Origin of the sequence: Burkholderia sp. Ac-20353, from assembly GCF_017104785.1 — a bacterium.
Classification (GTDB): Bacteria; Pseudomonadota; Gammaproteobacteria; order Burkholderiales; family Burkholderiaceae; genus Burkholderia.
This window is the reverse complement of the sequence record NZ_JAAGPL010000062.1, coordinates 22,388-45,140: the sequence shown is the minus strand read 5'-3', so window position 1 is coordinate 45,140 and position 22,753 is coordinate 22,388. Positions and strand designations below refer to the sequence as shown.

The 22,753-nt window shown below is 65.4% G+C and carries 21 protein-coding genes and 1 tRNA gene; 7 read left to right on the top strand and 15 right to left on the bottom strand.

Annotated elements, in window-relative coordinates; genetic code table 11:
• Positions 1 to 167: 167 nt before the first annotated feature.
• Positions 168 to 731, top strand: coding sequence for a YggT family protein (locus G3N94_RS19245; protein WP_205794166.1), 564 nt, complete (start codon positions 168 to 170; stop codon positions 729 to 731).
• A 46-nt stretch (positions 732 to 777) separates the two neighbouring features.
• Here G3N94_RS19245 and G3N94_RS19240 read toward each other — a convergent pair whose 3' ends face one another.
• Together G3N94_RS19240 and crcB are read right to left on the bottom strand one after the other, a co-directional pair.
• Positions 778 to 1,128 (bottom strand): DUF190 domain-containing protein, encoded by a 351-nt coding sequence (locus G3N94_RS19240; RefSeq protein ID WP_205794165.1) that lies wholly within the window; start codon positions 1,126 to 1,128, stop codon positions 778 to 780.
• A gap of 25 nt (positions 1,129 to 1,153) precedes the next feature.
• Positions 1,154 to 1,540 (bottom strand): fluoride efflux transporter CrcB, encoded by a 387-nt coding sequence (gene crcB, locus G3N94_RS19235; RefSeq protein ID WP_205794164.1) that lies wholly within the window; start codon positions 1,538 to 1,540, stop codon positions 1,154 to 1,156.
• Positions 1,541 to 2,007: 467 nt separating this feature from the next.
• Here crcB and G3N94_RS19230 point away from each other — a divergent pair, with 467 nt between their 5' ends.
• Positions 2,008 to 3,216 carry a S53 family peptidase gene (locus tag G3N94_RS19230; RefSeq protein ID WP_205794163.1) on the top strand — a complete coding sequence of 403 codons (1,209 nt, stop codon included), beginning with the start codon at positions 2,008 to 2,010 and terminating at the stop codon, positions 3,214 to 3,216.
• Positions 3,217 to 3,331: 115 nt separating this feature from the next.
• Here G3N94_RS19230 and G3N94_RS19225 read toward each other — a convergent pair whose 3' ends face one another.
• The 4 genes from G3N94_RS19225 to G3N94_RS19210 form a co-directional block, all read right to left on the bottom strand.
• Positions 3,332 to 4,192 carry a Sir2 family NAD-dependent protein deacetylase gene (locus tag G3N94_RS19225; RefSeq protein WP_205794170.1) on the bottom strand — a complete coding sequence of 287 codons (861 nt, stop codon included), beginning with the start codon at positions 4,190 to 4,192 and terminating at the stop codon, positions 3,332 to 3,334.
• A 172-nt stretch (positions 4,193 to 4,364) separates the two neighbouring features.
• Positions 4,365 to 4,643 carry an SMR family transporter gene (locus tag G3N94_RS19220; protein ID WP_205794162.1) on the bottom strand — a complete coding sequence of 93 codons (279 nt, stop codon included), beginning with the start codon at positions 4,641 to 4,643 and terminating at the stop codon, positions 4,365 to 4,367.
• 127 nt (positions 4,644 to 4,770) lie between these two features.
• Entirely contained in the window at positions 4,771 to 5,190 is a 420-nt protein-coding gene (locus tag G3N94_RS19215) for a DUF4406 domain-containing protein (RefSeq protein ID WP_205794161.1), read from the bottom strand.
• Positions 5,187 to 5,786, bottom strand: a complete 600-nt coding sequence (locus G3N94_RS19210; RefSeq protein WP_205794160.1) for an NUDIX domain-containing protein — start codon at positions 5,784 to 5,786, stop codon at positions 5,187 to 5,189. The genes G3N94_RS19215 and G3N94_RS19210 overlap by 4 nt, the downstream gene beginning before the upstream one ends.
• Before the next feature lie 78 nt (positions 5,787 to 5,864).
• Here G3N94_RS19210 and G3N94_RS19205 point away from each other — a divergent pair, with 78 nt between their 5' ends.
• Positions 5,865 to 6,620, top strand: a complete 756-nt coding sequence (locus tag G3N94_RS19205; protein WP_205794169.1) for a DeoR/GlpR family DNA-binding transcription regulator — start codon at positions 5,865 to 5,867, stop codon at positions 6,618 to 6,620.
• A 104-nt stretch (positions 6,621 to 6,724) separates the two neighbouring features.
• Here G3N94_RS19205 and scpB read toward each other — a convergent pair whose 3' ends face one another.
• The 3 genes from scpB to G3N94_RS19190 are packed head-to-tail and all read right to left on the bottom strand — an operon-like array spanning position 6,725 to position 10,121.
• On the bottom strand, positions 6,725 to 7,534 hold the full coding sequence (scpB, locus tag G3N94_RS19200; RefSeq protein WP_205794159.1) for a methylmalonyl-CoA decarboxylase: 810 nt from the start codon (positions 7,532 to 7,534) through the stop codon (positions 6,725 to 6,727).
• On the bottom strand, positions 7,531 to 8,772 hold the full coding sequence (locus G3N94_RS19195; protein WP_205794158.1) for a CaiB/BaiF CoA-transferase family protein: 1,242 nt from the start codon (positions 8,770 to 8,772) through the stop codon (positions 7,531 to 7,533). Before G3N94_RS19195 ends, scpB begins: the two co-directional genes overlap by 4 nt.
• A 35-nt stretch (positions 8,773 to 8,807) precedes the next feature.
• Positions 8,808 to 10,121, bottom strand: coding sequence for an MFS transporter (locus G3N94_RS19190; protein ID WP_205794157.1), 1,314 nt, complete (start codon positions 10,119 to 10,121; stop codon positions 8,808 to 8,810).
• Between the two features lie 173 nt (positions 10,122 to 10,294).
• Here G3N94_RS19190 and G3N94_RS19185 point away from each other — a divergent pair, with 173 nt between their 5' ends.
• From G3N94_RS19185 to G3N94_RS19175, 3 genes are all read left to right on the top strand, one after another.
• Positions 10,295 to 11,221 carry a LysR substrate-binding domain-containing protein gene (locus tag G3N94_RS19185; RefSeq protein WP_205794156.1) on the top strand — a complete coding sequence of 309 codons (927 nt, stop codon included), beginning with the start codon at positions 10,295 to 10,297 and terminating at the stop codon, positions 11,219 to 11,221.
• Between the two features lie 96 nt (positions 11,222 to 11,317).
• Positions 11,318 to 11,911 (top strand): chromate transporter, encoded by a 594-nt coding sequence (locus G3N94_RS19180; RefSeq protein ID WP_205794155.1) that lies wholly within the window; start codon positions 11,318 to 11,320, stop codon positions 11,909 to 11,911.
• Complete coding sequence (locus G3N94_RS19175; RefSeq protein ID WP_205794154.1) at positions 11,911 to 12,450, top strand: chromate transporter; 540 nt, start codon at positions 11,911 to 11,913, stop codon at positions 12,448 to 12,450. Before G3N94_RS19180 ends, G3N94_RS19175 begins: the two co-directional genes overlap by 1 nt.
• A gap of 88 nt (positions 12,451 to 12,538) precedes the next feature.
• Here the strand turns inward: G3N94_RS19175 and G3N94_RS19170 are convergent, their stop codons facing one another.
• From G3N94_RS19170 to tssI, 4 genes are read right to left on the bottom strand one after another with little or no spacing between them, the layout of a single operon-like run.
• Positions 12,539 to 12,802 carry a PAAR domain-containing protein gene (locus G3N94_RS19170; RefSeq protein ID WP_205794153.1) on the bottom strand — a complete coding sequence of 88 codons (264 nt, stop codon included), beginning with the start codon at positions 12,800 to 12,802 and terminating at the stop codon, positions 12,539 to 12,541.
• Between the two features lie 37 nt (positions 12,803 to 12,839).
• Entirely contained in the window at positions 12,840 to 14,483 is a 1,644-nt protein-coding gene (locus tag G3N94_RS19165) for a DUF6396 domain-containing protein (RefSeq protein WP_241021943.1), read from the bottom strand.
• Between the two features lie 10 nt (positions 14,484 to 14,493).
• Positions 14,494 to 16,527, bottom strand: coding sequence for a phospholipase D-like domain-containing protein (locus tag G3N94_RS19160; protein WP_205794152.1), 2,034 nt, complete (start codon positions 16,525 to 16,527; stop codon positions 14,494 to 14,496).
• 38 nt (positions 16,528 to 16,565) lie between these two features.
• Complete coding sequence (tssI, locus tag G3N94_RS19155) at positions 16,566 to 19,304, bottom strand: type VI secretion system Vgr family protein (RefSeq protein WP_205794151.1); 2,739 nt, start codon at positions 19,302 to 19,304, stop codon at positions 16,566 to 16,568.
• 356 nt (positions 19,305 to 19,660) lie between these two features.
• Here tssI and G3N94_RS19150 point away from each other — a divergent pair.
• Positions 19,661 to 19,735, top strand: a tRNA-Gly gene (locus G3N94_RS19150).
• A 128-nt stretch (positions 19,736 to 19,863) separates the two neighbouring features.
• Here the strand turns inward: G3N94_RS19150 and G3N94_RS19145 are convergent.
• Together G3N94_RS19145 and G3N94_RS19140 are read right to left on the bottom strand one after the other, a co-directional pair.
• Positions 19,864 to 21,288: an aldehyde dehydrogenase family protein gene (locus G3N94_RS19145; protein ID WP_205794150.1), complete on the bottom strand. Its 1,425-nt coding sequence runs from the start codon at positions 21,286 to 21,288 to the stop codon at positions 19,864 to 19,866.
• Between the two features lie 37 nt (positions 21,289 to 21,325).
• Entirely contained in the window at positions 21,326 to 22,723 is a 1,398-nt protein-coding gene (locus tag G3N94_RS19140) for an aspartate aminotransferase family protein (RefSeq protein ID WP_205794149.1), read from the bottom strand.
• Between the last annotated feature and the right edge of the window lie 30 nt (positions 22,724 to 22,753).

Sequence of the window (22,753 nt, the reverse complement as noted above, 5' to 3'; positions counted from 1 at the left end):
CCCGCGTCGCTGCCGGCGCTCGCCGACGCGGTCGAGGCGGCGCTCGCGCGTGCGACAGCGGGCGCCTCCCCCTCGCACGACGAGGCGTGATAAGGTGTCGGCCGATGCGCCGCCATCCGGCGTTGGCGGCCGCACGCTACTCGACTGTATAAAAAAGGATGCCAACGATGTTCGGCGAGATCGCCCGTTTTCTGCTCAATACCGTCTTCACGCTGTTCGGCGCCGCGTTGCTCCTGCGCGTCTGGATGCAGGCCGTGCGCGTGCCGCCGTACAACCCCGTCACGCAGGCCGTGCTGCAGGCGACCAACTGGCTCGTGCTGCCGCTGCGCCGCGTGATCGCGGGCGTGCGCGGGATCGACTGGGCGTGCATCGTCGCCGCGCTGCTGACCTCGCTCGTGTACGTCGTCCTGATGATCGTGATGGCGGGCGTCGATCCGACGGCGCTGGCCGCGACGATCGTCGTCGTCGCGCTGCTGACCGTCGTCAAGTGGGCGCTGAACCTCGTGATCTGGATGACGATCCTGATGGCGCTGCTGTCGTGGCTGAACCCGCGCTCGCCGGCGATGCCGATCCTGTACCAGCTCACCGCGCCGTTCCTGAACCCGCTGCGCCGCGTGATCCCGAACCTTGGCGGCCTCGACCTGTCGCCGATCCTGCTGTTCGTGATCGTGCAGGTGCTGCTGATGATCGTCACGCGCGCCGCCGTGTCGCTGACGCTGTTCGGGATCTGACGACGGAGAACCTGCAAGCGCGGTGCCGGCCAGCCCGCGAGGCCTGCTAGCCCGCCTGCCCCTGCGCGGCCGGCGCGCCGAGCGTGTCGATCACGCCGAAGCGCGCCGGAATCATCGCGTAGCACACGCGCACCTTTTCCTGCCCGATGCGCTCGAGCAGGCGCTGCGCCTCCTCGTCGGTGACGACGAACTCGACCTCGATCGTCAGCGATCCCTGCAATTCGAAGAAGCGGTCCTCGTGCAGCACACGGTGCTGGCCGAAGCCCGCCATCGCGCGAAACGCGGATCCGCCCGCGACACCCATCCGGCTCGCCTCCTCGAGCAGCCACTCCCACAGCGGCTTCCAGTGCAGCCGATGCTGCTCGTGCACGTAGAAACGCAAGAAGATCCTGTCCATCGCGAGCCTCCGGTGCCGGTCGCGCTCAGGCCGCGGCGAGCCACGCACGCGCCGTCCACATGCCGAGCGCGGTCAACGTGAACGATCCCATCAAGTGTAGGGCAGCCACCGCCAACGCCCATCCGAACTCGCCCTGCAACGCGTGCGTCATCACTTCGACGGAGTAGGTCGAAAACGTCGTCAGCCCGCCGAGAAAACCGGTGATCACGAACAGGCGCCACTCGGGCGGCAGGCCCGCCTTCGCGGTAAACACGACCGCCGCGATGCCGATCACGTAGGCGCCGATCAGGTTCGCGGCGAGCGTGCCGAGCGGCACGTCGGGAAGGTATTCATTGAGCGCGAGGCTCAGGAACCAGCGCAGCAGCGCGCCGAGCCCGGCGCCGACGAAGATCGCGACGATCGAATAGAACAAGTGGATGCCTCACTGACGATGCGGCGCGGCACCGGCCGCTGCGCGCGGATTGCAGGCTACCGCCGACGAACGCCGCCCGCGATGCGTGGCGGCCCGGCGCACGCTGCACTGTATGCGGATTTGCGCGGCGCCGGCAATGCATGCCAAGCGGATTGACGTATGCCGGATGCCGCCTCCAGCGCGCGATGCGGCGGCGATCGATTAGCGCCGCGCAACCCGAATTTCCGACGCATTACGCTGCTCATTACAAAGTCATTCTGATAAAACGATTATCTTCCGACCTCGAAAAAATCCGGAAATCGATTTCATGACTTTTATCGATTTCCCGAAAACACCCGTTTTACATGGCCCTCCGGTATTTTCCCTGTTCAGAGTTTCCCGAATTCTGCCGATAAGACATCCAATCCAATCGGATTATTTCGTAGACTTGATTCGACCCATCCACTCCATCGACATGGAGACTCAAAATGAACAAAAACCGCCTGTCGTCCATGTTGATGCCGGCGCTGTGCGTGTCGCTGCTTGCATCGACCGTCGCATTCGCGCAGGACAACGGACAGTCGTACCTCGAAGGCAATCGCGCGCCGAAGGGTTTTGCGCGGCCGCCATTCCACACGAAGCCGCGCGCGAGCGCGGCCACCGTCTCGGGGCTCACGCCGGCGCTCACCCGCCACGCTTACGGTTTCGACGCGCTGTCGAACCAGGGCGACGGGATGGTCGTCGCGATCGTCGACGCGTATGACGATCCGAAGATCGAGTCCGACCTCGGCGTGTTCAGCAGCACGTTCTCGCTGCCGTCATGCACGACGCTGAACGGCTGCTTCACGAAGGTGTATGCGAGCGGCAGCCGGCCGAGAAGCGACGCGGGCTGGGCGCTCGAAATGGCGCTCGACGTCGAATGGGTGCACGCGATCGCGCCGAAGGCGCGGATCGTGCTCGTCGAGGCCGCGTCGGCCAGCTTCACCGACCTGATGACCGCGGTCGACGTTGCCGTGAAGCGCGGCGCGTCGGTCGTGTCGATGAGTTTCGGCGGCAACGAGTTCAGCGGCGAGAACAGCTTCGACAGCCATTTCAGCGCGCCGGGCGTCACGTTCGTCGCGTCGTCCGGCGATAGCGGCACCGGCACCGAGTATCCGGCGGCCTCGTCCAACGTGATCGCGGTCGGCGGGACGACGCTGTCCGCCGACGCGTACGGCAACTACGTCGGCGAAACGGCGTGGAGCGGCAGCGGCGGCGGCGTGAGCACGCACGAGACCGAACCCGCCGGCCAGGCGGCGTGGCCGATTCCGGTCGCCGGCAAGCGGGGTGTGCCCGACGTCGGCTACGACGCGAATCCGTCCACCGGGTTCGCGGTGTACGACTCGGTCAGCTATCAGCGGCAAGCGGGCTGGTTCCAGGTCGGCGGCACGAGCGCCGGCGCGCCGCAATGGTCGGCACTCGTTGCGATCGCGAATTCGATGCGCGCGGCGGCCGGCAAGAGCCGGCTGAGCGGGACGTACAACGCGCTGTATGCGGCCGGGAAAAACGCGTACGGCAGCGACTATCACGACGTGACGACCGGCAGCAACGGCAACTGCGGCACCGTCTGCAACGCGGCCGGCGGCTACGACTACGTGACCGGCCTCGGTTCGCCGCACGCGCCAGCGCTCGTGCAGGCGCTCGTCGGCCAGCCGTAGCCGCGACCGCCGGCCACGCGTGGCGCGGCGTCGGCGTTCAGCTGTGTCGTTCAGCTGTGTCGTTCAGCTGTGTCGCTCAGTGGCGCCGTTAAGTGGCGTCGTCCAGCGGCGTCGTTCAGCCGCGCCGCCACGCGGCGTCGAGCGCGGTCAGCGTCGCGAGCGCCCCGCCCTTCAGCCCGATCACGTCCGCGCGGCGCGCATGCGCTTCGCGTGCGTTGATGCGGATTACGTCGGCGCCGATCCGTTCGCTCATCAGGCGCACGGTCGGAATCGCGGTGCCCGCGCCAACTTCGACGACGACGACCCGCCCTGCCCCCGCAAGCCAGTCGTCGAGCGCGCGCTGCTGCGCGTCGTAACGCTCGCCGATCCATCCCGTGTCGCCGAACATCAGGATATTGGGCCGGGCGACCCCGCCGCAGTGCGGACACGCCGGCAAATCGCCGACAAGGCGGCAGGTCGCGTCGTCGACGACCGGCGCGAACGCCTCCGCCGACCAAGTGTGTCCGCTGCACGGCCGCAGGCACTGCATCGCATGGATCGAGCCGTGAATCTCGACGATGCGCGCCGGATCGAAGCCGGCCTTCTGGAACTGCCCGTCGACGTTGCTCGTCAGCACGAAGCCGCCGTTCGGCATCGCGTCGATCCAGCGGCGCAGGATCGCGAAACCGTCGTGTGGCACCGTCGACCGGTACAGCGCGAGGCGATGGCCGTAGAAGCCCCACGCGAGCTGCGCACGCGCGCGAAACGCTTGCGGCGACGCGATCTCGTGGAATTCGAAACGCTCGTGGCGCAACGCGGGGTACGCGCGCCAGAAGCCGTCCGTGCCGCGGAAGTCCGGCAGGCCGGAATCGACGCCGATGCCGGCGCCGGCCGTGACGAGCAACGCGTCGGCGCGCGACAGCGCATCGACGGCGGCAGTAACAACGGACGCGGGAAGCGGTGGTTCGGTGAAGGCAGTGGAATCGGTGGGCGGCATCATGGTTTGGTCGTCAGCGGCGAACGTCGTGGCGTTCGCCGCCGCGATCATACGCCGGAACGGACGGCTTGCAACGGGTTCGTCCGGGCAGGGACGACGCCTGACCGAATGCTGCCGATTGCTGTCGAATGTGGCCGGACGCGGGCAATATGCGGGGCCGCGCGCGGAACCGTCAGCGCCCGTCGCCGGCCGCATTCAGCGCCGCCAGACTGCCCACTGCCAGCGCAAGACCGACAAGCTTGAGCGGCGCAGCCGATTCCCCGAAACACAAGATGCCAACGACGGTGGTCGCCGCGGTGCTGCCGCCGGCCCAGACCGCATAGGCGAGACCCATTTCGATGCGCGTCGTCGCGAGCGCCATCAGCCAGACGGCCGCGAGGTACGCGATCACGGTCAGCGCGGCGGGAAGAACGAGGTCAGCGGTACCCTGGAACGCTTGAGCGTAGTGCACGCGCCGCGCGAATACAAGCGAGCGCGTGAACGCGCATGGCGGGCGTGGCGGGCCAGCGGACTCGTCCGCGATCGCGTCGCACGCGCCGCGCGGTTGCCGGGATATGGCTGCCCGCCCGCGTCAGCGGTTACCCGCCAGCGCCGCCCGGTTCACCCGGTTCACCCGGTTCACCCGGTTCACCCGGCACCGCAGCCGCTATCTCGTCGAGCGCACGATAGACGGGCTTGCCGAGGCGCCGCGCCAGCGCCACGTCGGCATCGGCGCCACGCGATGCGCCGTGGATCCGCAACACCGCGTCGCACCTATGCAGCAGCCGGTGCGCGGCCGGATACAGGAATGCCTCGCTGACCGCATCGCCGACCTGCCGCGATCCGGCCGTCGCCGCGAGCGGCAGCGACAGCCACTCGGCGATCATCGGCACATGCCCGCGGCGATAGACGGCAAGCGCCGCCTGTTCGAGCCGCGCGAGGTTCGCGGCGATGCGCGCGGGATCGCCGTCGGTACCGCTGCGATACGGGCCGGCGATCAGGATCAGTTGTGGCGTCATGCGCGCCTCCCGCCTGCGAGGCCGTGCAGCGCGACGTACTGCAGCAGCATGATCGTCTTCGCATCGACGATCTCGCCGCGCTCGATCGCGTCCAGTGCCGCGTGCAGCGGCATTTCGACGACTTCGAGATCCTCGCCCTCGTCCGCGAGCCCGCCGCCGTCGCTCGTGCGCAGCGACGCGTCGTATTCGCCGACGAAAAAGTGCAGTTTCTCCGTCACGGACCCGGGGCTCATGTACGCGTCGAACACCTTGCGGACGTTGCGCACGCGATAGCCCGTCTCCTCCTCGGCTTCCGCGCGGATTCGCGCATCCGGCGTCGCGTCGTCGAGCAGGCCCGCCGCCGCCTCGAGCAGCATCCCGTGATGGCCGCCGACGTACACCGGCATCCGGAACTGGCGCGTCAGCACCACATTGCCGGTGTCGGGGTTGCACAGCAGGATCGTCGCGCCGTTGCCGCGATCGTAGGTTTCCCGGCTGAGCCGCTGCCAGGTGCCGTCGCGACGGCGGAAATCGAACGTCACCTTCTTCAGCACGTACCAGTCGTCGGACAGTACGGTAGTCTCGATGATGCGCACGCGGTCCTGCATTGCAGTCATGGCAGCCTCCATTCGACAAATGACGACGCTCATGCTAACGTGCATATTCGTGCAGTTTCAAGAAATTTCGTGCAAACGATGCTGACGACGCAACGCAAGAAAGCCATCCTCGATTTGCTCGCCCGCGACGGCCAGGTGTTGGCCGGAGCATTGAGCGAAGCGTTCGGCGTATCGGAAGACACGATCCGCCGCGACCTGCGCGAACTCGCCGCGGAAGGCCTGCTGCAGCGCGTGCATGGCGGCGCGCTGCCGGCCTCCCCGGCCACTGCGCCGTTCGCGCAGCGGCAGGACCTCGAGTCGGCCGCGAAACGCCGCATCGCGCGCCGGGCCGCCGAGATGATCGCGCCGGGACAGGTCGTGATCATCGACGGCGGCACGACGTCGGCGCTGCTCGTCAGCCAGTTGCCTGCCGATCTCGTGGCGACCGTCGTCACGCACAGTCCGAGCGTCGCGGTCGCGCTCGTCGAGCATCCGTCGGTGGACGTGATCCTGATCGGCGGACGGCTCTTCAAGCATTCGATCGTGACCGTCGGCGCGGCCGCGATGGAGGCGATCGCGCACGTCCACGCGGATCTCTACTTCATGGGCGTGACCGGCGTCCATCCGAGCGCCGGCCTCAGCACCGGCGACTACGAGGAAGCGGGCATCAAGCGCGCGCTCGCCGCCCGCGCGGCCGAGACGGTCGTGCTGGCGTCGTCGTCGAAACTCCATGCGGCGTCGCCGTTCGTGATCGGCGACATTACGCTCGCGCAGACGATCGTCGTCGAGCAGACGGCCGACCCGGAACTGACGAAACCGATCGAAGCCGCGGGCGTGACGGTCGTGCGGGCGTAGCGGCGCGCGCCGCGCAGCCGCGTTGTCACGCGACAGCCGCTACGGCATCCGCCATGCGGCAACCACCGCTACATCCGCCATGCGGCAACCGTCGCGGCATCTGGTCAGCTGCCGCGAAATTGCGGCCGCCGCCGTTCCGCAAACGCGCGCAAGCCTTCATCGAAATCCGCCGCCGCGCACGCGTGGCGGCGCAACTCGGCGATCCGCTCGAATGCATCGACCGGCAGCGGCCGCGCGTCCTGCAGCACCCGCAACTGCTCCTTGACCGCCTGCACCGCGAGCGGCGCCTTTGCAGCGATCGTCCGTGCGAGCTCGAGCGCGGCCGCCTCGAATTCCCCGTCGGCGGCGAGCCGGTTCACGACCCCGAAGTGCGCGGCGCGCTCCGCATCGAGCGGCTGCGCGCAGAAGAACATCTCCTTCAACACGTGGATCGGCAGATTGTCGCTAAAGCGCAGCAGGCCGCTCGTCGAGTACGGCAGGCCGATGTTCGCGGGCGTCATCGCCAGGCTCGCGCCGCGCGCCGCGACGACGAGGTCGCAGCTCATCACGAGATCGACCGCCCCGCCCCACGCGGAACCCGACAACGCCGCGATCACGACGCCCGGATAGGTCCGCACGCGCCGCAGCGCACGTTCGAGCGGCTTGTCGTATGCAAGCGGATCGCGGTCGTCGGCCAGCTCGCGCAGATCGTGTCCCGCGCTCCACACGTCGCCGCCGGCGGCGTTCGACAGGATGACGACGGGCGGCGGCCGGCGGACCGCGAGCGCATCGAGGTGCGCGACCAGCGCGTCGAGCAGCGTCGCATCGAGCGCATGCCGGCGCTCGGGATTCGCGAACGCGACGCGCGCGATGCGTTCGTCGAGCAGTTCGACCGTCACGCGCGGCGGCGCGGCATGTGTCGTCGGCGCGCTCATTGCATGGCTCCCGCCAGCGCGTCGGCCGGCTCGACCGCCTCCGCCTGAAAGATCGCGCGCGACGCGAGCAGCGACTCGATCGTCCCGGCTTCGATGCCCGCTTCGCGCAGCACCTCGACCGTATGCTCGCCAAGCAGTGGCGGTGCGCGGCGCGTGCGCGGCGACGGCTGGTCGCTGTCCATGTCACCGAGCGGCGTGACAACCTGGCGCAACGCCCCGAGCGTCGGATGCGCGACCGTCTCGACGAGCCCGCACTGCGCGACCTGCGGATCGTCGAATACTTCGTCGAGCGTGTGGATCGGCCCGGCCGGCAGCCCGGCCTCGACGAAGCGCTGCGTCCACTCGCGCTTGCCGCGCGTGCGCAGGCGCGCTTCGAGCAGGACCTTCAGCGCGTCGCGGTTCGCGACGCGCGCGTCGTTGGTCGCGAAGCGCGCGTCGCCGGGCAGCTCGGGCAGGTCGAGCAGGTCGCACAGGCGCAACCACATGTCGGTCGTGATCGGCGCGAGGTTGAGCGGCCCGTCGGCCGTCTCGAACACGCCGTACGGCGCGATCACCGCATGCGCGTTGCCCGTGCGGCGCGGCACGTCGCCGAGACTCAGGTAGCGCTGCCCGTGCACGCTCAGCAGCGCGACGAGACTTTCGAGCAGCGACGTGCCGACGTGCTGGCCGCGGCCAGTGCGCGCGCGCTCGAACAACGCGGCGACGATCGCGGTCGCGACCCACATGCCGGAACTGAGATCGCCGATCGCCGTGCCGGTGCGGGTCGGCTCGCCGTCCGGGAAACCCGTCAGGCTCATCAGGCCCGCATACCCTTGCGCGATCTGGTCGAAACCGGGCCAGTCGCGCAGCGGGCCGCGCGGGCCGAACGCGGTGATGCTGCCCATCACGAGCCGCGGATCGCGCGCGCTCAGCACGTCGTAGCCGAGCCCCATCGCTTCCATCGTGCCGCCCTTGAAGTTCTCGATCACGACGTCCGCCTGCGCGATCAGTTGCCGCACGACGTCGAGGCCCGCCGGTTGCCGGAAATCGACGCAGATGCCGCGCTTGTTGCGGTTGCAGGACAGGTAGTACGTGCTGACGCCGCGATCGAACGGCCCCCACGTGCGGCTCATGTCGCCGTGCGGACCGGATTCGACCTTGATCACGTCGGCACCGAGATCGGCGAGCACCATCGAGCAGAACGGTCCCGACAGCGCGCGGCTCAGATCGACGACCTTGATTCCTTGTAAAGCCTGCATTCCGGACTCCTGAGATAGAACATTGAACGCGCCGCTCATTCCGGCAGCGCCTGGTGACGGGTTTCGACCGCGAACGGCAGGATCAGGATGCCGAGCACGAACGCGGCCGCGGTCCACGCGACCGGCACGCCGAGCGACCCGTAGCCGTGAATCGCCGCGCCGAGCACGAAGTTCACGCCTGCGCCGATGAAGCGGCCGACCGATGCATTGAATGCGAACGCGGTGGCACGCACCCGCGTCGGATAGAGCTCCGGCAGCCAAAGCGAGAAGATCGCGAAATTGCCGCCGAAGAAGCCAAGCAGCACGAGCGTGACCATGAACGCGCCGAGCCCGTTCGGCTGATAGAACGCCCAGCCGAACGCGAACACGATCGCCCAAGCCATGCCGGCAAAGTACGCGCCGAGCGCGGCGCGCCGGCCGATCCGTTCCGCGAGCCAAGGCGCCGCAACGCAGCCGACGATCGTCGCGCACGACAGGATCGCCGCGCCGATCGACGCGAGCCGCAGCGCGCCGACGTGGTCGATGCCCGCACGCGCCGCGAGCGTGCTGACCGCACTCGCCTCGTACACCGAACCGGCCCACAGGCCGATGATCGCGACGCCGACGAGACTCGCGCTCGTCAGCGTGCGGCGCCGGTACGCGGGTGCGAAGATTTCGCGCAGCGGATGGACGGGCCGCGCGTCGGTGTGCGCGATGTCGCGCCGCCGCCATTGGCCGGGCTCCTTGACGCGCATCACGGTGAACACCGCCAGCAGCGCGGGTGCGAGGCCGCACAGGAACATCGCGCGCCAGCCATAGGTCGCGCCGATCGTGTAGTTCAGGCACGCGGCGATGAAGAATCCGAAGTAATAGCCGGTCTGCAGGTAGCCGGCGCCCATCTTGCGGCGGTCTTCCGGCCAGCTCTCCGCGACGTAGGTGCCTGCGAGCGCCCATTCGCCACCGACACCGATCCCGGCGATCAGCCTGCACGCGGCCAGCATCCACACGTCGTGGACGAATGCCGCCGCGCCGGTGAACACCGAATAGATCAGGATGCTCGCGGCGAGCGTGCGCACGCGGCCGAAGCGATCGGCGAGCGGCCCCCAGATGAACGACAGCCCCCAGCCGACGAGGAACAGCGCGAACAGGATCGACCCGTACAGGCCGAGGTTCGCGGGCGTCGCCGCGATGCCTGATGCCGGCAGCAGTTCGGTCAGCGCGGGAATCAGCACGAGCGCGTAGATCACCGAATCCACGCCGTCGAGCACCCAGCCCGCATAGACCGCCCAGAAGCCCTTGACCTGCTCGCGCGTGAGCGGCGTGCGCCGCGGCTTCGCGCCGGCCGCGGGCGCATCGATCGCGTTGGACATGCTTCGTCTCCTTGCCGGTCGTGCCGGCGTCTGTCGCCACGGCCGGTCCGGGATGGCCGGCGCGCTGGCATTTTTGTGAAGGCAGTATAGAAACGCGATCGATCGCCGAAAAATATGATATTTGTCTTGATCGATCGGATTGCCTTATGGCTTGACGTACGGGGAGGATCGACATGGATCTCAGGCAGCTGCGCTACTTCGTCAAGGTGGTCGAATGCGGCAACGTCACGCATGCGAGCGAGGCGCTGCATGTCGCGCAGCCGGCGATCAGCCAGCAGATGCGCAATCTCGAACAGGATCTCGGCATGCAGTTGCTCGAACGCAGCGTGCGCGGCGTCGCGCCGACCGCGGCCGGCCGGACGCTGTACCGGCACGCGCTCGAGCTGCTGCGCCAGGCCGACGGCACGCGCGAACTGCTGCGCCGCGATGCGGACACGCCGCAGGGACGCGTGACGGTCGGCATGCCGTCGAGCACCGCGCGCGTGCTTGCGATTCCGCTCGCGCGCGCGGTACGTGAACGCTATCCGGGCATCATGCTCGAGCTGATCGAAGCGCCGAGCGCGGACCTCGACACGCTGCTCGCGAGCGCGCGGCTCGACCTGGCGATCGTCGTCGATGCGGTCGACGCGCGCGGCATCGCGATCCAGCGCTTGCTGACCGAGACGCTTTACCTGATCACATGGCCCGGGTTTCCGGTGCCGGACGAACCCGTGCCGCTCGCTGCGATCGCGCGCATGCCGCTCGTGCTGCCGAGCGCGCCAAACACGATCCGCAATCGCGTCGAGTGGGCGATGCGCGAGGCCGGGCTGTCGTACCAGATCGGCTTCGAGGCAAGTTCGACCGGGCTGCTGTTCGCGGCCGTGATGGCGCAGCTCGGCGTGACGATCCTGCCGTGGACTGCCGCGCATATCGAAATCGACGAGCGCAAGCTCCAGCTCGCGAAGATCGCGCACCGGCTGTTCATACGCGACGTGTCGCTGTGCTGGCACGACTCCGCGCTCGTCAGCAATGCGGTGCAGAAGGTAAAGGCGGAGATCGTCGGACTGTTCGACACGCTCGGGCGGCGGCCGGAATGGGCCGCCGGCAGCGGCGCCGTGTGAGCGGATACGCCGGCCGCAGGTTGCCGGTCGAATGCCGCCCCGGCGGAACTCGGTAAGATGACACGCTCACCGTCTCCGCCGCCGACCAGCGATACCATGCCTCCCGCGCCCGACTCCCCTGCCCGCACTGACGCGCCCCCCGGCACGCTCGCGCTGTTCCTGACCTTCGCGCAGATCGGCCTGACCAGCTTCGGCGGCGGTCTGAGCGGACGGATGATGCGCGATTTCGTCCACGAGCGGCACTGGCTCGACGAAGAGGAGTTTCTGAACGGCCTCGCGCTGTCGCAGGCGCTGCCCGGCGTCAACGTGAAGAATCTCGCGATCTGGATCGGCTACCGGCTGGGCGGATGGCGCGGCGCGGTCGCCGGCTTCACCGGCATCATCGTGCCGCCGGCGATGGTGATCGTGCTGTTCGGCGTCGCGTTCTCGACGCTCACGCGGTTCCCGCTGACCCACGTCGCACTCGCCGGCGCGGCGGCGGCCGCGATCGGGCTGTCGATCTCGATGGCCGTCACTGCCGTGCGCCGGCTGCCGCGCCGCGTGCCGCCATTCGTCGTGATGACGCTCACGTTCGTGTCGGTCGCCGTGCTGCATTGGCCGCTCGTCTGGACGGTGCTGATCGCCGGCGGCGCGAGCGTCGCGCTCGAATACCGGCGCGTGGCTGCCGCGTCGGCCGGGAGCGAACGCTGATGCCGGTCGCTTCCCGCTACGTGTCGTTGTTCGCGGTGTTCGCGCCGCTGTCGATCGCGACGATCGGCGGCGGACAGGCGATCATCGCGGACATACAGCGCCAGGTCGTCGACGTCCATCACTGGATGACGGCCACCCAGTTCGTGAACGATTTCGCGATCGCGCGGATGGCGCCCGGCCCCGGCTCGCTGCTCGCGACACTGATCGGCTGGCAGGTAGCGGGCTTCTGGGGCGCGGTGATTGCAACGCTCGCGCTGTTCGGCCCGACCGCGTTCCTGATCTATGGCATCGCGCACCTGTGGCGGCGGCATCGCGGCGCGCGCTGGCAGATCGCGCTCGAAGCCGGGCTGCGGCCGGTCGCGGCCGGCATGATCCTCGCGTCGGTGTGGGTGCTGCTGCAGAGCCTCGACGGCGGATGGACGGCGCGCGTGCTGGCGCTGGTTTCCGCCGTGTGCGTGATGCGTACGCGCATTCATGCGCTTGGGTTGATCGCGGCGGGTGCGGCGCTGTTCGTCGCGTTGCGGCTGTTCGGGTATTGACACGAACGCGGTGTGCTTCCGGCACGCGTGGAGGAACGACGTTCAGCCGCTGGGTATCAGGCGATTCAACATCGTTCCCGCATTCCGCTCACACAATCGACAAAGTCGCACGCCGACTGACCAACGTGCACCCGCACGCGGCCCGATGACCTTGAAGGGCGACCGGGCGGCCGCCGAGCGTGCTCGATTCGTCGCCTTCCACAATGTGCTGGGTGCCGTGTTGATTGCATTCGACCGTATCCCCCTTCCGGGCGATCGGCATTCCGTCGACCACATCGTTGTTCGATCCGGTCGTGACGTTACCGCCATGCGGTGCCAGCGTATCCCCAACCACAATGACCTGACGGACCATCTAGCCGCCCTCCATTCGATGCTCGGTTCGCATGCGTCTACAGTCGAATCTCGTGTACGCCCGGACCGATTTCGGCATTCGGGCTCCCCAGATAAGTCCAACGAAGCGCGTCCTCACCCATCCCGATGAAGTGCGCCCCCGGGCTGGGGAACGACTGCCCCTTCTCCAGGAAGGTTTGCTGATTCCAACGGTTGTACAACGCCGCCAGATCATTGTCTTCAGCCACGCGTCCTTCCCATATCCCGGTTTCCGGGCAGCGTTCGTCGCCCTCGCACGTCAACGCGACTGGCGTTGCCGGCACTTCGCGCATCATGCCGGCATCGACCAGGTTCGCAATGAAATCCGACCGCTGCGGAGGAAGACGATACGCGTCCCCGAGGTAGTGCCACTGGACCCGATCTTGCGACAGCCACTCGTATGGCGCTGGGTCGAAGCGCTCTCCCGCCGCGTACCGCTCGGGTTTCCCGGAACGGGCGATCAGGCGTGCGCTTCTCTCGCCGTCGGCACCATATAGCGCCAACCAGTACCCAGTCCTGGGTACGTGCTGGTCCCCCGGCACCGCCAGCGTACTCTGGTCGAGCGGAGATACAGCAAAACCCGGCGGAATGTAGTTGCGTCCCGACTCGGTCGTCGCACTCGCCTGCGATTTGACCGGCGGCGTCACGGCTTTCGCAGCATCGATCAGGCTTTGAACCTTGCCATTCCATTTTGGCAGCGGCGCAGGCGGCAATGGCAAGACCTTGTCCAGATTCGGGAGCTTCAGGCGCCCCCGGTAGTGCTCCAGCGCGTCGCCGATCTTGCCGTAGCGTTCGGCACGGGCCTTGTCGATCAGCCCCGGAAGGTTTCGCCCATTGGTCAGGTTGAAGCCGTCGAATTCGATCGACAACTTGTTCGCACATTTCGCACTTCCGAGCTTCACGCCTTCATGCAGAATATTCAGTGCGCGCTGCTTCGCTTCTACAGTCTTCGGACGAGCGTAGATGAAGCCCAGCTCCTCGGCGGCATCGCCGAAGCCTTGCGCGAACGCACATTCGAGCATCTGCGTGGCAACCGGCAGATTGGCCCAGAATCCGCTGCTCGGGTCGTCGTGCGCAGCATCCATTTTTTCGCCGAGAAAAGCCATCGCCGAAGGACTACCCATGTCGGCCGCGCGCTGGAAGAACGCATACGCGCTCGTTGCGTCTCCACCCTTGACGAGTCCGTTCTGGTGATAGGTTCCCATCACATCGTACGCATCGGGCACGCCCAACCGCATCGCCTTTTCAACCCACTGAATCGCTTTCTCGGGGTCGTGTTCCGGCACGCCCGCATTGTCGGTCAGAATCAGCGACGCCAGATTGAGCATGGCCTTCCAATGGCCCCGATCCGCTGCCTGGAGGTAGAGCTGATAGATCTTCGCGAAGTCACGCTGCCCGTAGTACACGTCGGGATTGTCAAGCACGAGTGCTTGCTGAAACCACATCTCGGCTTGCGGATCAACGGGCGGCACACGCTGACTTTGATACACGCACGTGAAGTTCTTCCGGTGAGGATCAAAGAGCGGCAATTTTTCGAAGCGAGGCAAGTCGGACATAGCAATATTGGCCTTGGAAAGCAGCGAGGACGTGCCTTCTGCATGAACATTTACAGCAATCAAGCTCAGAGCACTTATGGCGATTCGAAAGATGAATGCTATCCGCATGAGCGCTCCGTTACACGGTCTGGCTGACACTATTAGTCGAAGGAATGTCTATCATTGCGTGCAGCACCGTCTTCTCGCGCATGTCGATAAACGGCAAAAGGAAGCCGTTCAGCGTATCGGTGCCCAACTTTTGAATATCCCGGTTGTCTTTCATTCTTCCAGTCCATTTCCTGAACACCTCCGGCATTGCATCTCGTGCGCCACTCCCCACGATATCTCCACCGGACATGAGCGCGAACACGTCTCGCCGAAGCTTGGCCGCTTCCTCTCCCGTCGCCGCGATGTTGATCTCGCTGTCGACGGCCATGCTCCGCTGGTTGATGTTGGCGCTCCCCAAGGTCACGAACACGTCGTCGATCAGCATCAGCTTCGAGTGAATATAGATCTCCCGATACGCCATCTGTTGATTCGCGGTCATCCCGCTGGTGCGCAACCGCGCGATGCTCACTTTCAGGCCGTACGTACTCTCCAGTTCCTCAAGGGTCGCCGGATGGAACGTATTGTTGCCCTGGGCATCCTTGTAGACGCGATCGACGCGACCGTCCTTCACCAGTACGCCCTGACCCGGCATCTTGTCACCATGTCCCAGCTCGGCGAGCGTATCGTGGGTTCGCGGAATCATGCCCTCGTCTTCCGGATGAGGCGTCACGACGAACAGGTGCAACATCGGCGCCTCCTGCTGAGGCTTGTTCGACAGCTTCGCCCACTCGTCGTGAAACTTCTTGCGCTCGAGCTTCAAGTGCCGCGCAAACTCCGGATAGAAGAAGTACTGATTCTCGATGTAGATATAGTTGCGCGCAAAGCTGGTTGCCTGAAAGTACAGTTTCTTGATCGTCTTTTCCCGCTCATGAGCCTGCGTCCGCACAATCTGCGCCTTTCGTGCGGGATTGGCTTTCACTGTCGGGATTTTCGACATTTGCCCGCTGATCTCCGTCGCCTGCCACGCAGGCGGCGCGAACAGATTCCAGCCGCGCACGAAGTTCTGATGCAGGCGCTTCAACGCCGGCCCAACCACGCGGCACGCGTAATCCTGATAGGGCTTCGTGCGCTGATAGACCGCCGTACTGAGAGGGCCATCGGGATTCTGTGTCTCTTGCTCGTGCGCGAGCTCGGCCTGAACGTTGTCGCTGATCCACTCCTCTCGCAACGGATCGTCGATCTTGTGTTCGGTCGTATCCCAATAGTCCGTGACCGAGTTCAACCCCATCACATAGCCGACCGCCTTGCTGCCATCCTCATACGCATAATCGATCAGAATCGGTTTCTGGTGATGAGTCGGGTAGCCCTCCAGCAGCGACTTTTCGTTGAGCCCGGCTACCTTCTCCATACCCTCCGAATGCGTGCTCGGCGCGTCCTCCTCCTTGATGTCCGCATCCATCAACGCCTTGACATCGCCTTTCGAGATACTACGCAACACCACTTGCAAGCGCGGGTTCTTGCCGGTCCCGCTCTTTCCGCCGGGCAGGTTCCGTTGCCACCATTCGGTGCAGTACTTCGTTCTCGCCTCGTTCTGATAAGGCGGCTTCTGCTGCAATTTGTAGCGCTGAATCGGGTGCCACGTTCCGGAGACCGGAACGTCCGTCAGCCCCGGCATGTTGTTCTGCTTCAGCGATCCGTCGGGATCGAACCAGACCAGCAATCGCACCGTGACCGGATTTTCTTTCCGGGTCGTCAGGTCTTCCAGCAGTTGGCCATATACGATGCCACGCGGCCAAACGCCAGACTGGCCAGACTGAGACGGCTGCGCCGTCTGCGGCGTCCCGACCCAGCACGCCGATCCGAGGCTCCGAACGAGCTCCATTCCGGGATCGAATCCCCAGCAGACGATGTCGACCGTCGACTTTGCCGCGAGGAGGTCCTCTGCAATCGCTGCGAATCCTTCTTGCCCGCAAATCATGAAGCGGAGCGCGTTCCCCTGGGTCGGCACGACATCGTCGTCCACGCCCTTTTCCAGCAACCACTGAACGGTGCCATTTGCCTTCTGTCCAGCCTCGTCGATGGCGACATCCATCGGATTGTGAGATTCAAGCGGGTAATTTGCCACGTTGTTTTCCTTGAATTAACGGCGACGGCAAATCCGGCTCACAAGAGCCGTTCACCACGGTTGGTCCGACGATCCGCGTGCTTGACGTCTTCATTCAGCACATCCCGCACCTTCAAATCGAATTGCCCGCCGTTGGCCAGCCTGACCTGATACGCGGGGGTGCCCGGCTGGTGATCGTCGATGATGATGCGCCCGAATTCGTCCGTGACGCCCTCGCCGATCTTCGTGCCGCCCTTGAACAACTCGTAGGGTTCGCTGACGTACTGATGCGCCTCTCCCGGCAACGCACCCAACGCGAAGTGCAGTTGCTCCTTTTCGGGTGGCAGCGCCGCGATATTCGGCCGGCCAACGCTATCCGGCCCGACAAACGAACGGCTCGCCGAATGCACTTCGTAGCCGCCCGACGTGCCGCTCTTGATCTGCCCGCTCGTCCAGCGCGTATAGCTGCCGCCCGCGTTGATTTCCACCTCCTGCTCGGCGCTGATGGTGATCTTGGTCGCCGTAACGGACACATTCAGCTTCGCGAGCAGGTTGATGTTGTTCTTCAACGCCTTCAGATCGATATCGCCGCTCGCAGCAACCAGTCGTATGCCCGCTTCATGAACGAACAGCCGCAGCGCGCGGCGCATGCTGGCGAACAAGCCACCGCCCGTGCTGATCGACACGTGCTCCCCGGTCGTAATCGCCGTCGATTGCCCGCTGCTGAGATGTATTTGCTCAGGCGTGCTGACTGCTACGCCAGCCGGGCTGGCCAGTACGAGATGCGGTTGTGCGAGCTGCTTGAGGGTGCCGCCCCCCTGGATTGCCCGCGCTTGCGCCTTCAGCGCCGCGGCGACATGCTTCTGCTCGCCGTCCTGCGCGCCCGCGGATTGAGCCGATTGCGCGAGGCCGGCAGCGATATCCTGGGCGCCCGCCAATTGATGATTCACCTCGTCCACGCTGAACGCATCGCCGGCGGCGCCGGAACGCGGATGCGTCGTCAACAGCAGGCCACGCGCCCCTCGAATGGCTGCATGGCCATCGGTTCGCAGCTCGACACCCTCGCCCCGCTTTTCGCCGCGTCCGGCCGGCTCGCTGACGCGCGTCAGGTACCCGATGTGCAGGCCACTCTCCAGATGGTCGCTGCGCAACTGGGTCTGCACTTGTCCCGGGGTATCGTCCTTCAGCCAGACATTGTTCTGCCGCCCGCCAATTTCCTTGCTGACGAAACCCGACAGCGCCTGCTGGCCTGGCAGATTCCATTGCGGCCGGTTCGCACCATTTCCGACGCGCGCCGTGACAAGCGGTCTATCCGGATCGCCGTCGAGAAACGGTACGACCACTTCATCGCCGATTCTCGGCAGATGAATGCCGCCGAAACCGCCGCTGGCCCACGGTTGCGCGACACGAACCCAGCATGAGCTGGTTTCGTCGCGTTTCCCGATACGATCCCAATGGAACTGCACTTTCACGCGGCCGAGTTTGTCGGTATGGATCTCCTGCCCTTTCGGACCGACCACGGTTGCCGTCTGCAAGCGCATGTCGGGCTTCGGATGCTCGAACGGGCTTCGGTACGGGACCGTCCTGCGCTGCGCTTCCACCTCGACGAGAAAGAAGCCGACTGAGCCATCCGAATGCCGCACATCTGCTGCGTTGCCCGCGCCGTGACTTGCACGTGCTTCGGTCACGCGGGATTGCAGGCTATTCGGGAAATGGCCGTGATGGCTCGACATCGGAAGATTGTTCTCGATGAGCCACGTCGTTTCGATCACCGCGAAATTGCGCGTTTCCTCGGCATCGCGGTCATGCTCGGGATGGCCCGACAGTTCGAACCATCGTCCGGCGTCCATTCTGCGCACCCCGCCGATGCCATGGAAGCGCTTGGCGCGCGACTCCCATTCCTCGACTCTTATCTTGGACAAGTGGCTTCCGCGCTCTTGCGACAGGAAGCTGTATGGGCCGGTGAAGTCGTATATTTCCAGTTGTTCGGGCAGATCGCCATGTTCCGGCAATGCCGTAACGTTCGTGCCCTTCGGGTTCGCCAGCGCAGGCGGGCTCTTGTAGTCGTAGCTTCTCGTCGTCAGCGCAGCACTGTGCAAGCGCCGGACGCTGGACCACTGCACCAGCGAGTCGGTTTCGCTCCGCGTATTCGCGCGGTAGAACGGAATGGCACGCGGCCCCAATGGCTCGAGCGTATCCAGACTATCGGTAATAGTCAGGGTATGAGACTTGCCGTCCTGCTCCTGCGCCCAGAACCCGAACAACCCTTCGGATTCCATCAACCGATGGACGAAATTCCAGTCGTCTTCGTATTGCGTGCAATACGATCTCTGCGGCAACGCCTTTGAAATTGCGAAGCGGAAGCGGCCACGGGCCTGCGGATGCTCATTGAATACGTCGGCAATGATTTCATCTGGCGTCCTTTCTTGCCAGATGCGGCGGTCGCTCCGGAATTTCAGGAAATGCATCCACGACGCGAAACCGAGCTGGTAGCTCGTCAGGCCGCCATCCGATCCGAGTCGACGGGCGGTATAGACGTAACCGTGGTACGGAAGATAGGACTTATCCGTTTGCTGAATCCACAGCGTGACCGGCTGGGCGATCAGTTTTTTCAGCTCGATATTCGCGTCGGCCGACAACGCGTCGAGCGTGAACTCGAAATGCCGACCGATTCGCGACCATCCGATCGCTCGTTGCGGCAACAAAACGTTGTCGCCCAGTGGAGTATCCAGCCTCAACAAACGGTCCTGTTGAAGCACCCCGCCCCGAATGGCCCTCAAAATGTCCTGCGCGTTCATTCCCCCATCCCTCTATTACTTTTTTGTCGATTTCGCTTCATCAATTTGTCATGGGTGCTCTCTCGCGCGATTGTACCCCGTATTCCTCCGGGGAATATCAGTTGACGTTGGCGGCCGAACAGGGGCTCATTCCCGACAGTGCAGCCAACGGAACGGCAAAATCTGACCAGTGCGCCTTCTTTCCTGCCTTATTTCCTTGAGGCAGCACGGTAGCTTCGTGCTCGAAAGCCCTTCGTCCGACAGGTCCCATGCGGGCATCAAACCCTTCCCCGAATTCCCGTCTTGTCGGCTCGACGCACTCACCCCGCCGACTCGCTTGCCAATTTCACACAAGCCCCTGTAGAATTGCAGGCTCTGCGGGCGTCGTATAATGGCCATTACCTCAGCTTCCCAAGCTGATGACGTGGGTTCGATTCCCATCGCCCGCTCCACTACTCAAAATCCACAGAACTCCATGGCTAGCCACGGAGCGCTGTAGGTCCATGACGCAAGAGGCTCTGTTCTTGCTTCAGCGTCCATCGGGCCGCCGCCCCCCGCGAGCATTGCGGCGAATACCCGATCACACATACCCCGTCGTGCCCTTCGTCTCGAGATATTCCGCAAGCCCGAACTCCGCATACTCGCGCCCGTTTCCTGAGCGCTTGTAGCCGCCGAACGGCGCCGCCGGATTCCATGGCGGATAGTTGATGTGGACGTTCCCGACGCGCAGCCGCGCCGCGATCCGGCGTGCGCGTTCGATGTCCGTCGATTGCACGTAGGCCGCGAGTCCGTAAACCGAGTCATTCGCAAGCGCAATCGCCTCCTCGTCGGTCCGGTAGGTCATGATCGACAGAACCGGCCCGAAGATCTCTTCGCGCGCGATCGACATGTTCGGCAGTACGTTCGAAAACACCGTCGGCCGCACGTAGAACCCTTCGCTCAAGCCGTCCGGCCGCCCTGGACCACCGGCGATCAGCGTCGCGCCCTCGTCGATCCCGAGCCGGATGAAGTGCTGGATGCGGTCGAACTGCGTGCGGCTGACAACTGGCCCGACCTCGGTTTCCGTCGCGCGCGGATTGCCGACCACCGTGCGCTCCGCCTCCCGCCGCGCAGCCTGTTCCGCAACAGCCAGATGATCCGCGTGCACCAGCATCCGGGTCGGCGCATTGCATGACTGGCCGCTGTTGCTGAAGCAGCTTCGTGCGCCGCGCGTGACCGCGTCCTCGATATCGGCGTCGGGCAGGATGATGTTCGGGCTCTTGCTGCCGAGTTCCTGATGCACGCGCTTCACGGTATCCGCGGCCGCCTTCGCAACCTCGACACCCGCGCGCGTCGAGCCCGTAAACGACACCATGTCGACGTCCGGATGCCGCGACAGCGCGTCGCCGACGACGTGTCCGTACCCGTGCACGAGGTTGAACACGCCGGGCGGCACGCCCGCCTCGTGCAGGATCTCCGCAAAGAGGATGCCGCTGAACGGCGCAACTTCACTCGGCTTGAGCACCATCGTGCAACCGGCGGCGAGCGCGGGCGCAACCTTGCACACGATCTGGTTGATCGGCCAGTTCCACGGCGTGATCAACGCGCATACCCCGATCGGCTCATGCGACACCAGCAGCGAGTCGGTCTGCCTGCTGAACGGGAACGACTGCAGCGCACGTATCGTCTGCTCGAGGTGCGCGGTGCCGACCGCGGCCTGCATCGCTCGCGAAAACGCGATCGGCGCGCCCATCTCCTGACTGATCGTCTGCGCTACTTCGTCGTAGCGACGCTTGTAGATCTCGAGCACGCGCAGCAGCAGTGCGACGCGCGCGTCGACCGGCCAGCGCGAGAAATGGTCGAACGCGCGCTTCGCCGCGCCGACCGCGTAATCGACTTCGGCCTGTCCGCCGATCCTGAGCTGTGCATACGGTCGCTCGGTAGACGGATCGATCACGTCGATTGCCTGCGCGCCGTCAGGATCGAGCCACTGTCCATCGATATAGGTCTGTTGTGACGTTCGCATCGAATGCTCCTTTTTTATACGGGGCGTCGCGGCACGCTCAACGCGTCGCGCGCGCATACGCGGCGGTGATGATGTCGCGAATCTGCGCGACGAACCACGCGATCTCGTCGCGCGACATCACGAGCGGCGGCGAGAACTGCACGATCGGTGTGCCCTCGTGGTCGACGCCGGCCCGGCACAGCAGCCCAGCATCGAAGATCGCGGGCGCGAGCACGGTCGACACGAACGCCTGCGCGCCGATGCCGGCAGTCCAGCGCCGCGCGTGCTTGTCGGTCACGAGTTCGAGCGAGTAGTGGTAGCCATCGCCGCGCACGTCGCCGACACACGGCAATTCGAGCAGGCCGTCGAGCGTCTTGCGGAAATACCCTTCGTTCTCGCGGACGTTCGCGAGCACCCCTTCCCGCTCGATGATCGCGAGGTTCGCGAGCGCGGCCGCGCATGCGACCGGATGGCCGCCGTACGTCGCGCCGTGCAGGAACATCTGCTGCGGCCCGCCGAGCACCGTGTCGACGACGGCGTCACTCGCAATCACGCCGCCGAGCGGCACGTAGCCCGACGCGATGCCCTTCGCGAACGTCAGGATGTCCGGCTTCAGTCCATAGCGGCGCGACCCGAAATACTCGCCGAGCCGGCCGAACCCGCAGATGACTTCATCCGCGACGAGCAGCACGCCGTGCCGGTCGCAGATCTCGCGCAGCCCCGTCGCGTAGCCGGCCGGCGGCGTCAGGCTGCCGCCCGCGTTTTGCAGCGGCTCGACGACGATCGCCGCGACGGTGTCCGGTCCTTCCTGGACGATCAGCGATTCGATTTCGTCGAGCAGATGGCGCGTGAACTGCGCTTCCGTCTCGCCGACCGGGCGACCGTAGCGCTTCGTGTTGCTGACATGTCGCACACCTGACATCAACGGCTCGAAGTGTTTCCGGAAGTTGGTCATTCCGTTCAGCGCGAGTGCGCCGAACGACGTGCCGTGATAGGCGACGCGCCGCGCGATGAACTTGCGCCGCTGCGGCTCGCCGCGTGCCTGGTGGTACTGGCGCACCAGCTTGATCGCCGACTCGTTCGACTCCGACCCGCTCGACGTGAAGAACACGCGATTCAGGTCGTCCGGTGCAAGCGCCGCGAGCTTGTGCGCGAGACGGATCGCGGGCTCGTGGCCGTAGCCCCAGTTGGTTGCGAACGGCAGCCGGACCATCTGCTCGCGGAGCGCGTCGCCGATTTCCGCGCCGTGGCTGTAGCCGATCTGCACGCAATACAGTCCGGCCAGTGCATCGAAATAGCGCTTGCCGTTCCGGTCGACGAGCCAGCATCCTTCGCCGCGGTCGAATACGGTCAGCGCGTTGTCGCGATACGCATCGGCGTGCGTGAAGTGCATCAGCAGATGGCGTTTGCCCAACGCCTGCAGATCCGCATCGAGATTGACGTCAACACCGTTCATTGCCTCACTCCTCCTTCACAGGTTCAAGAC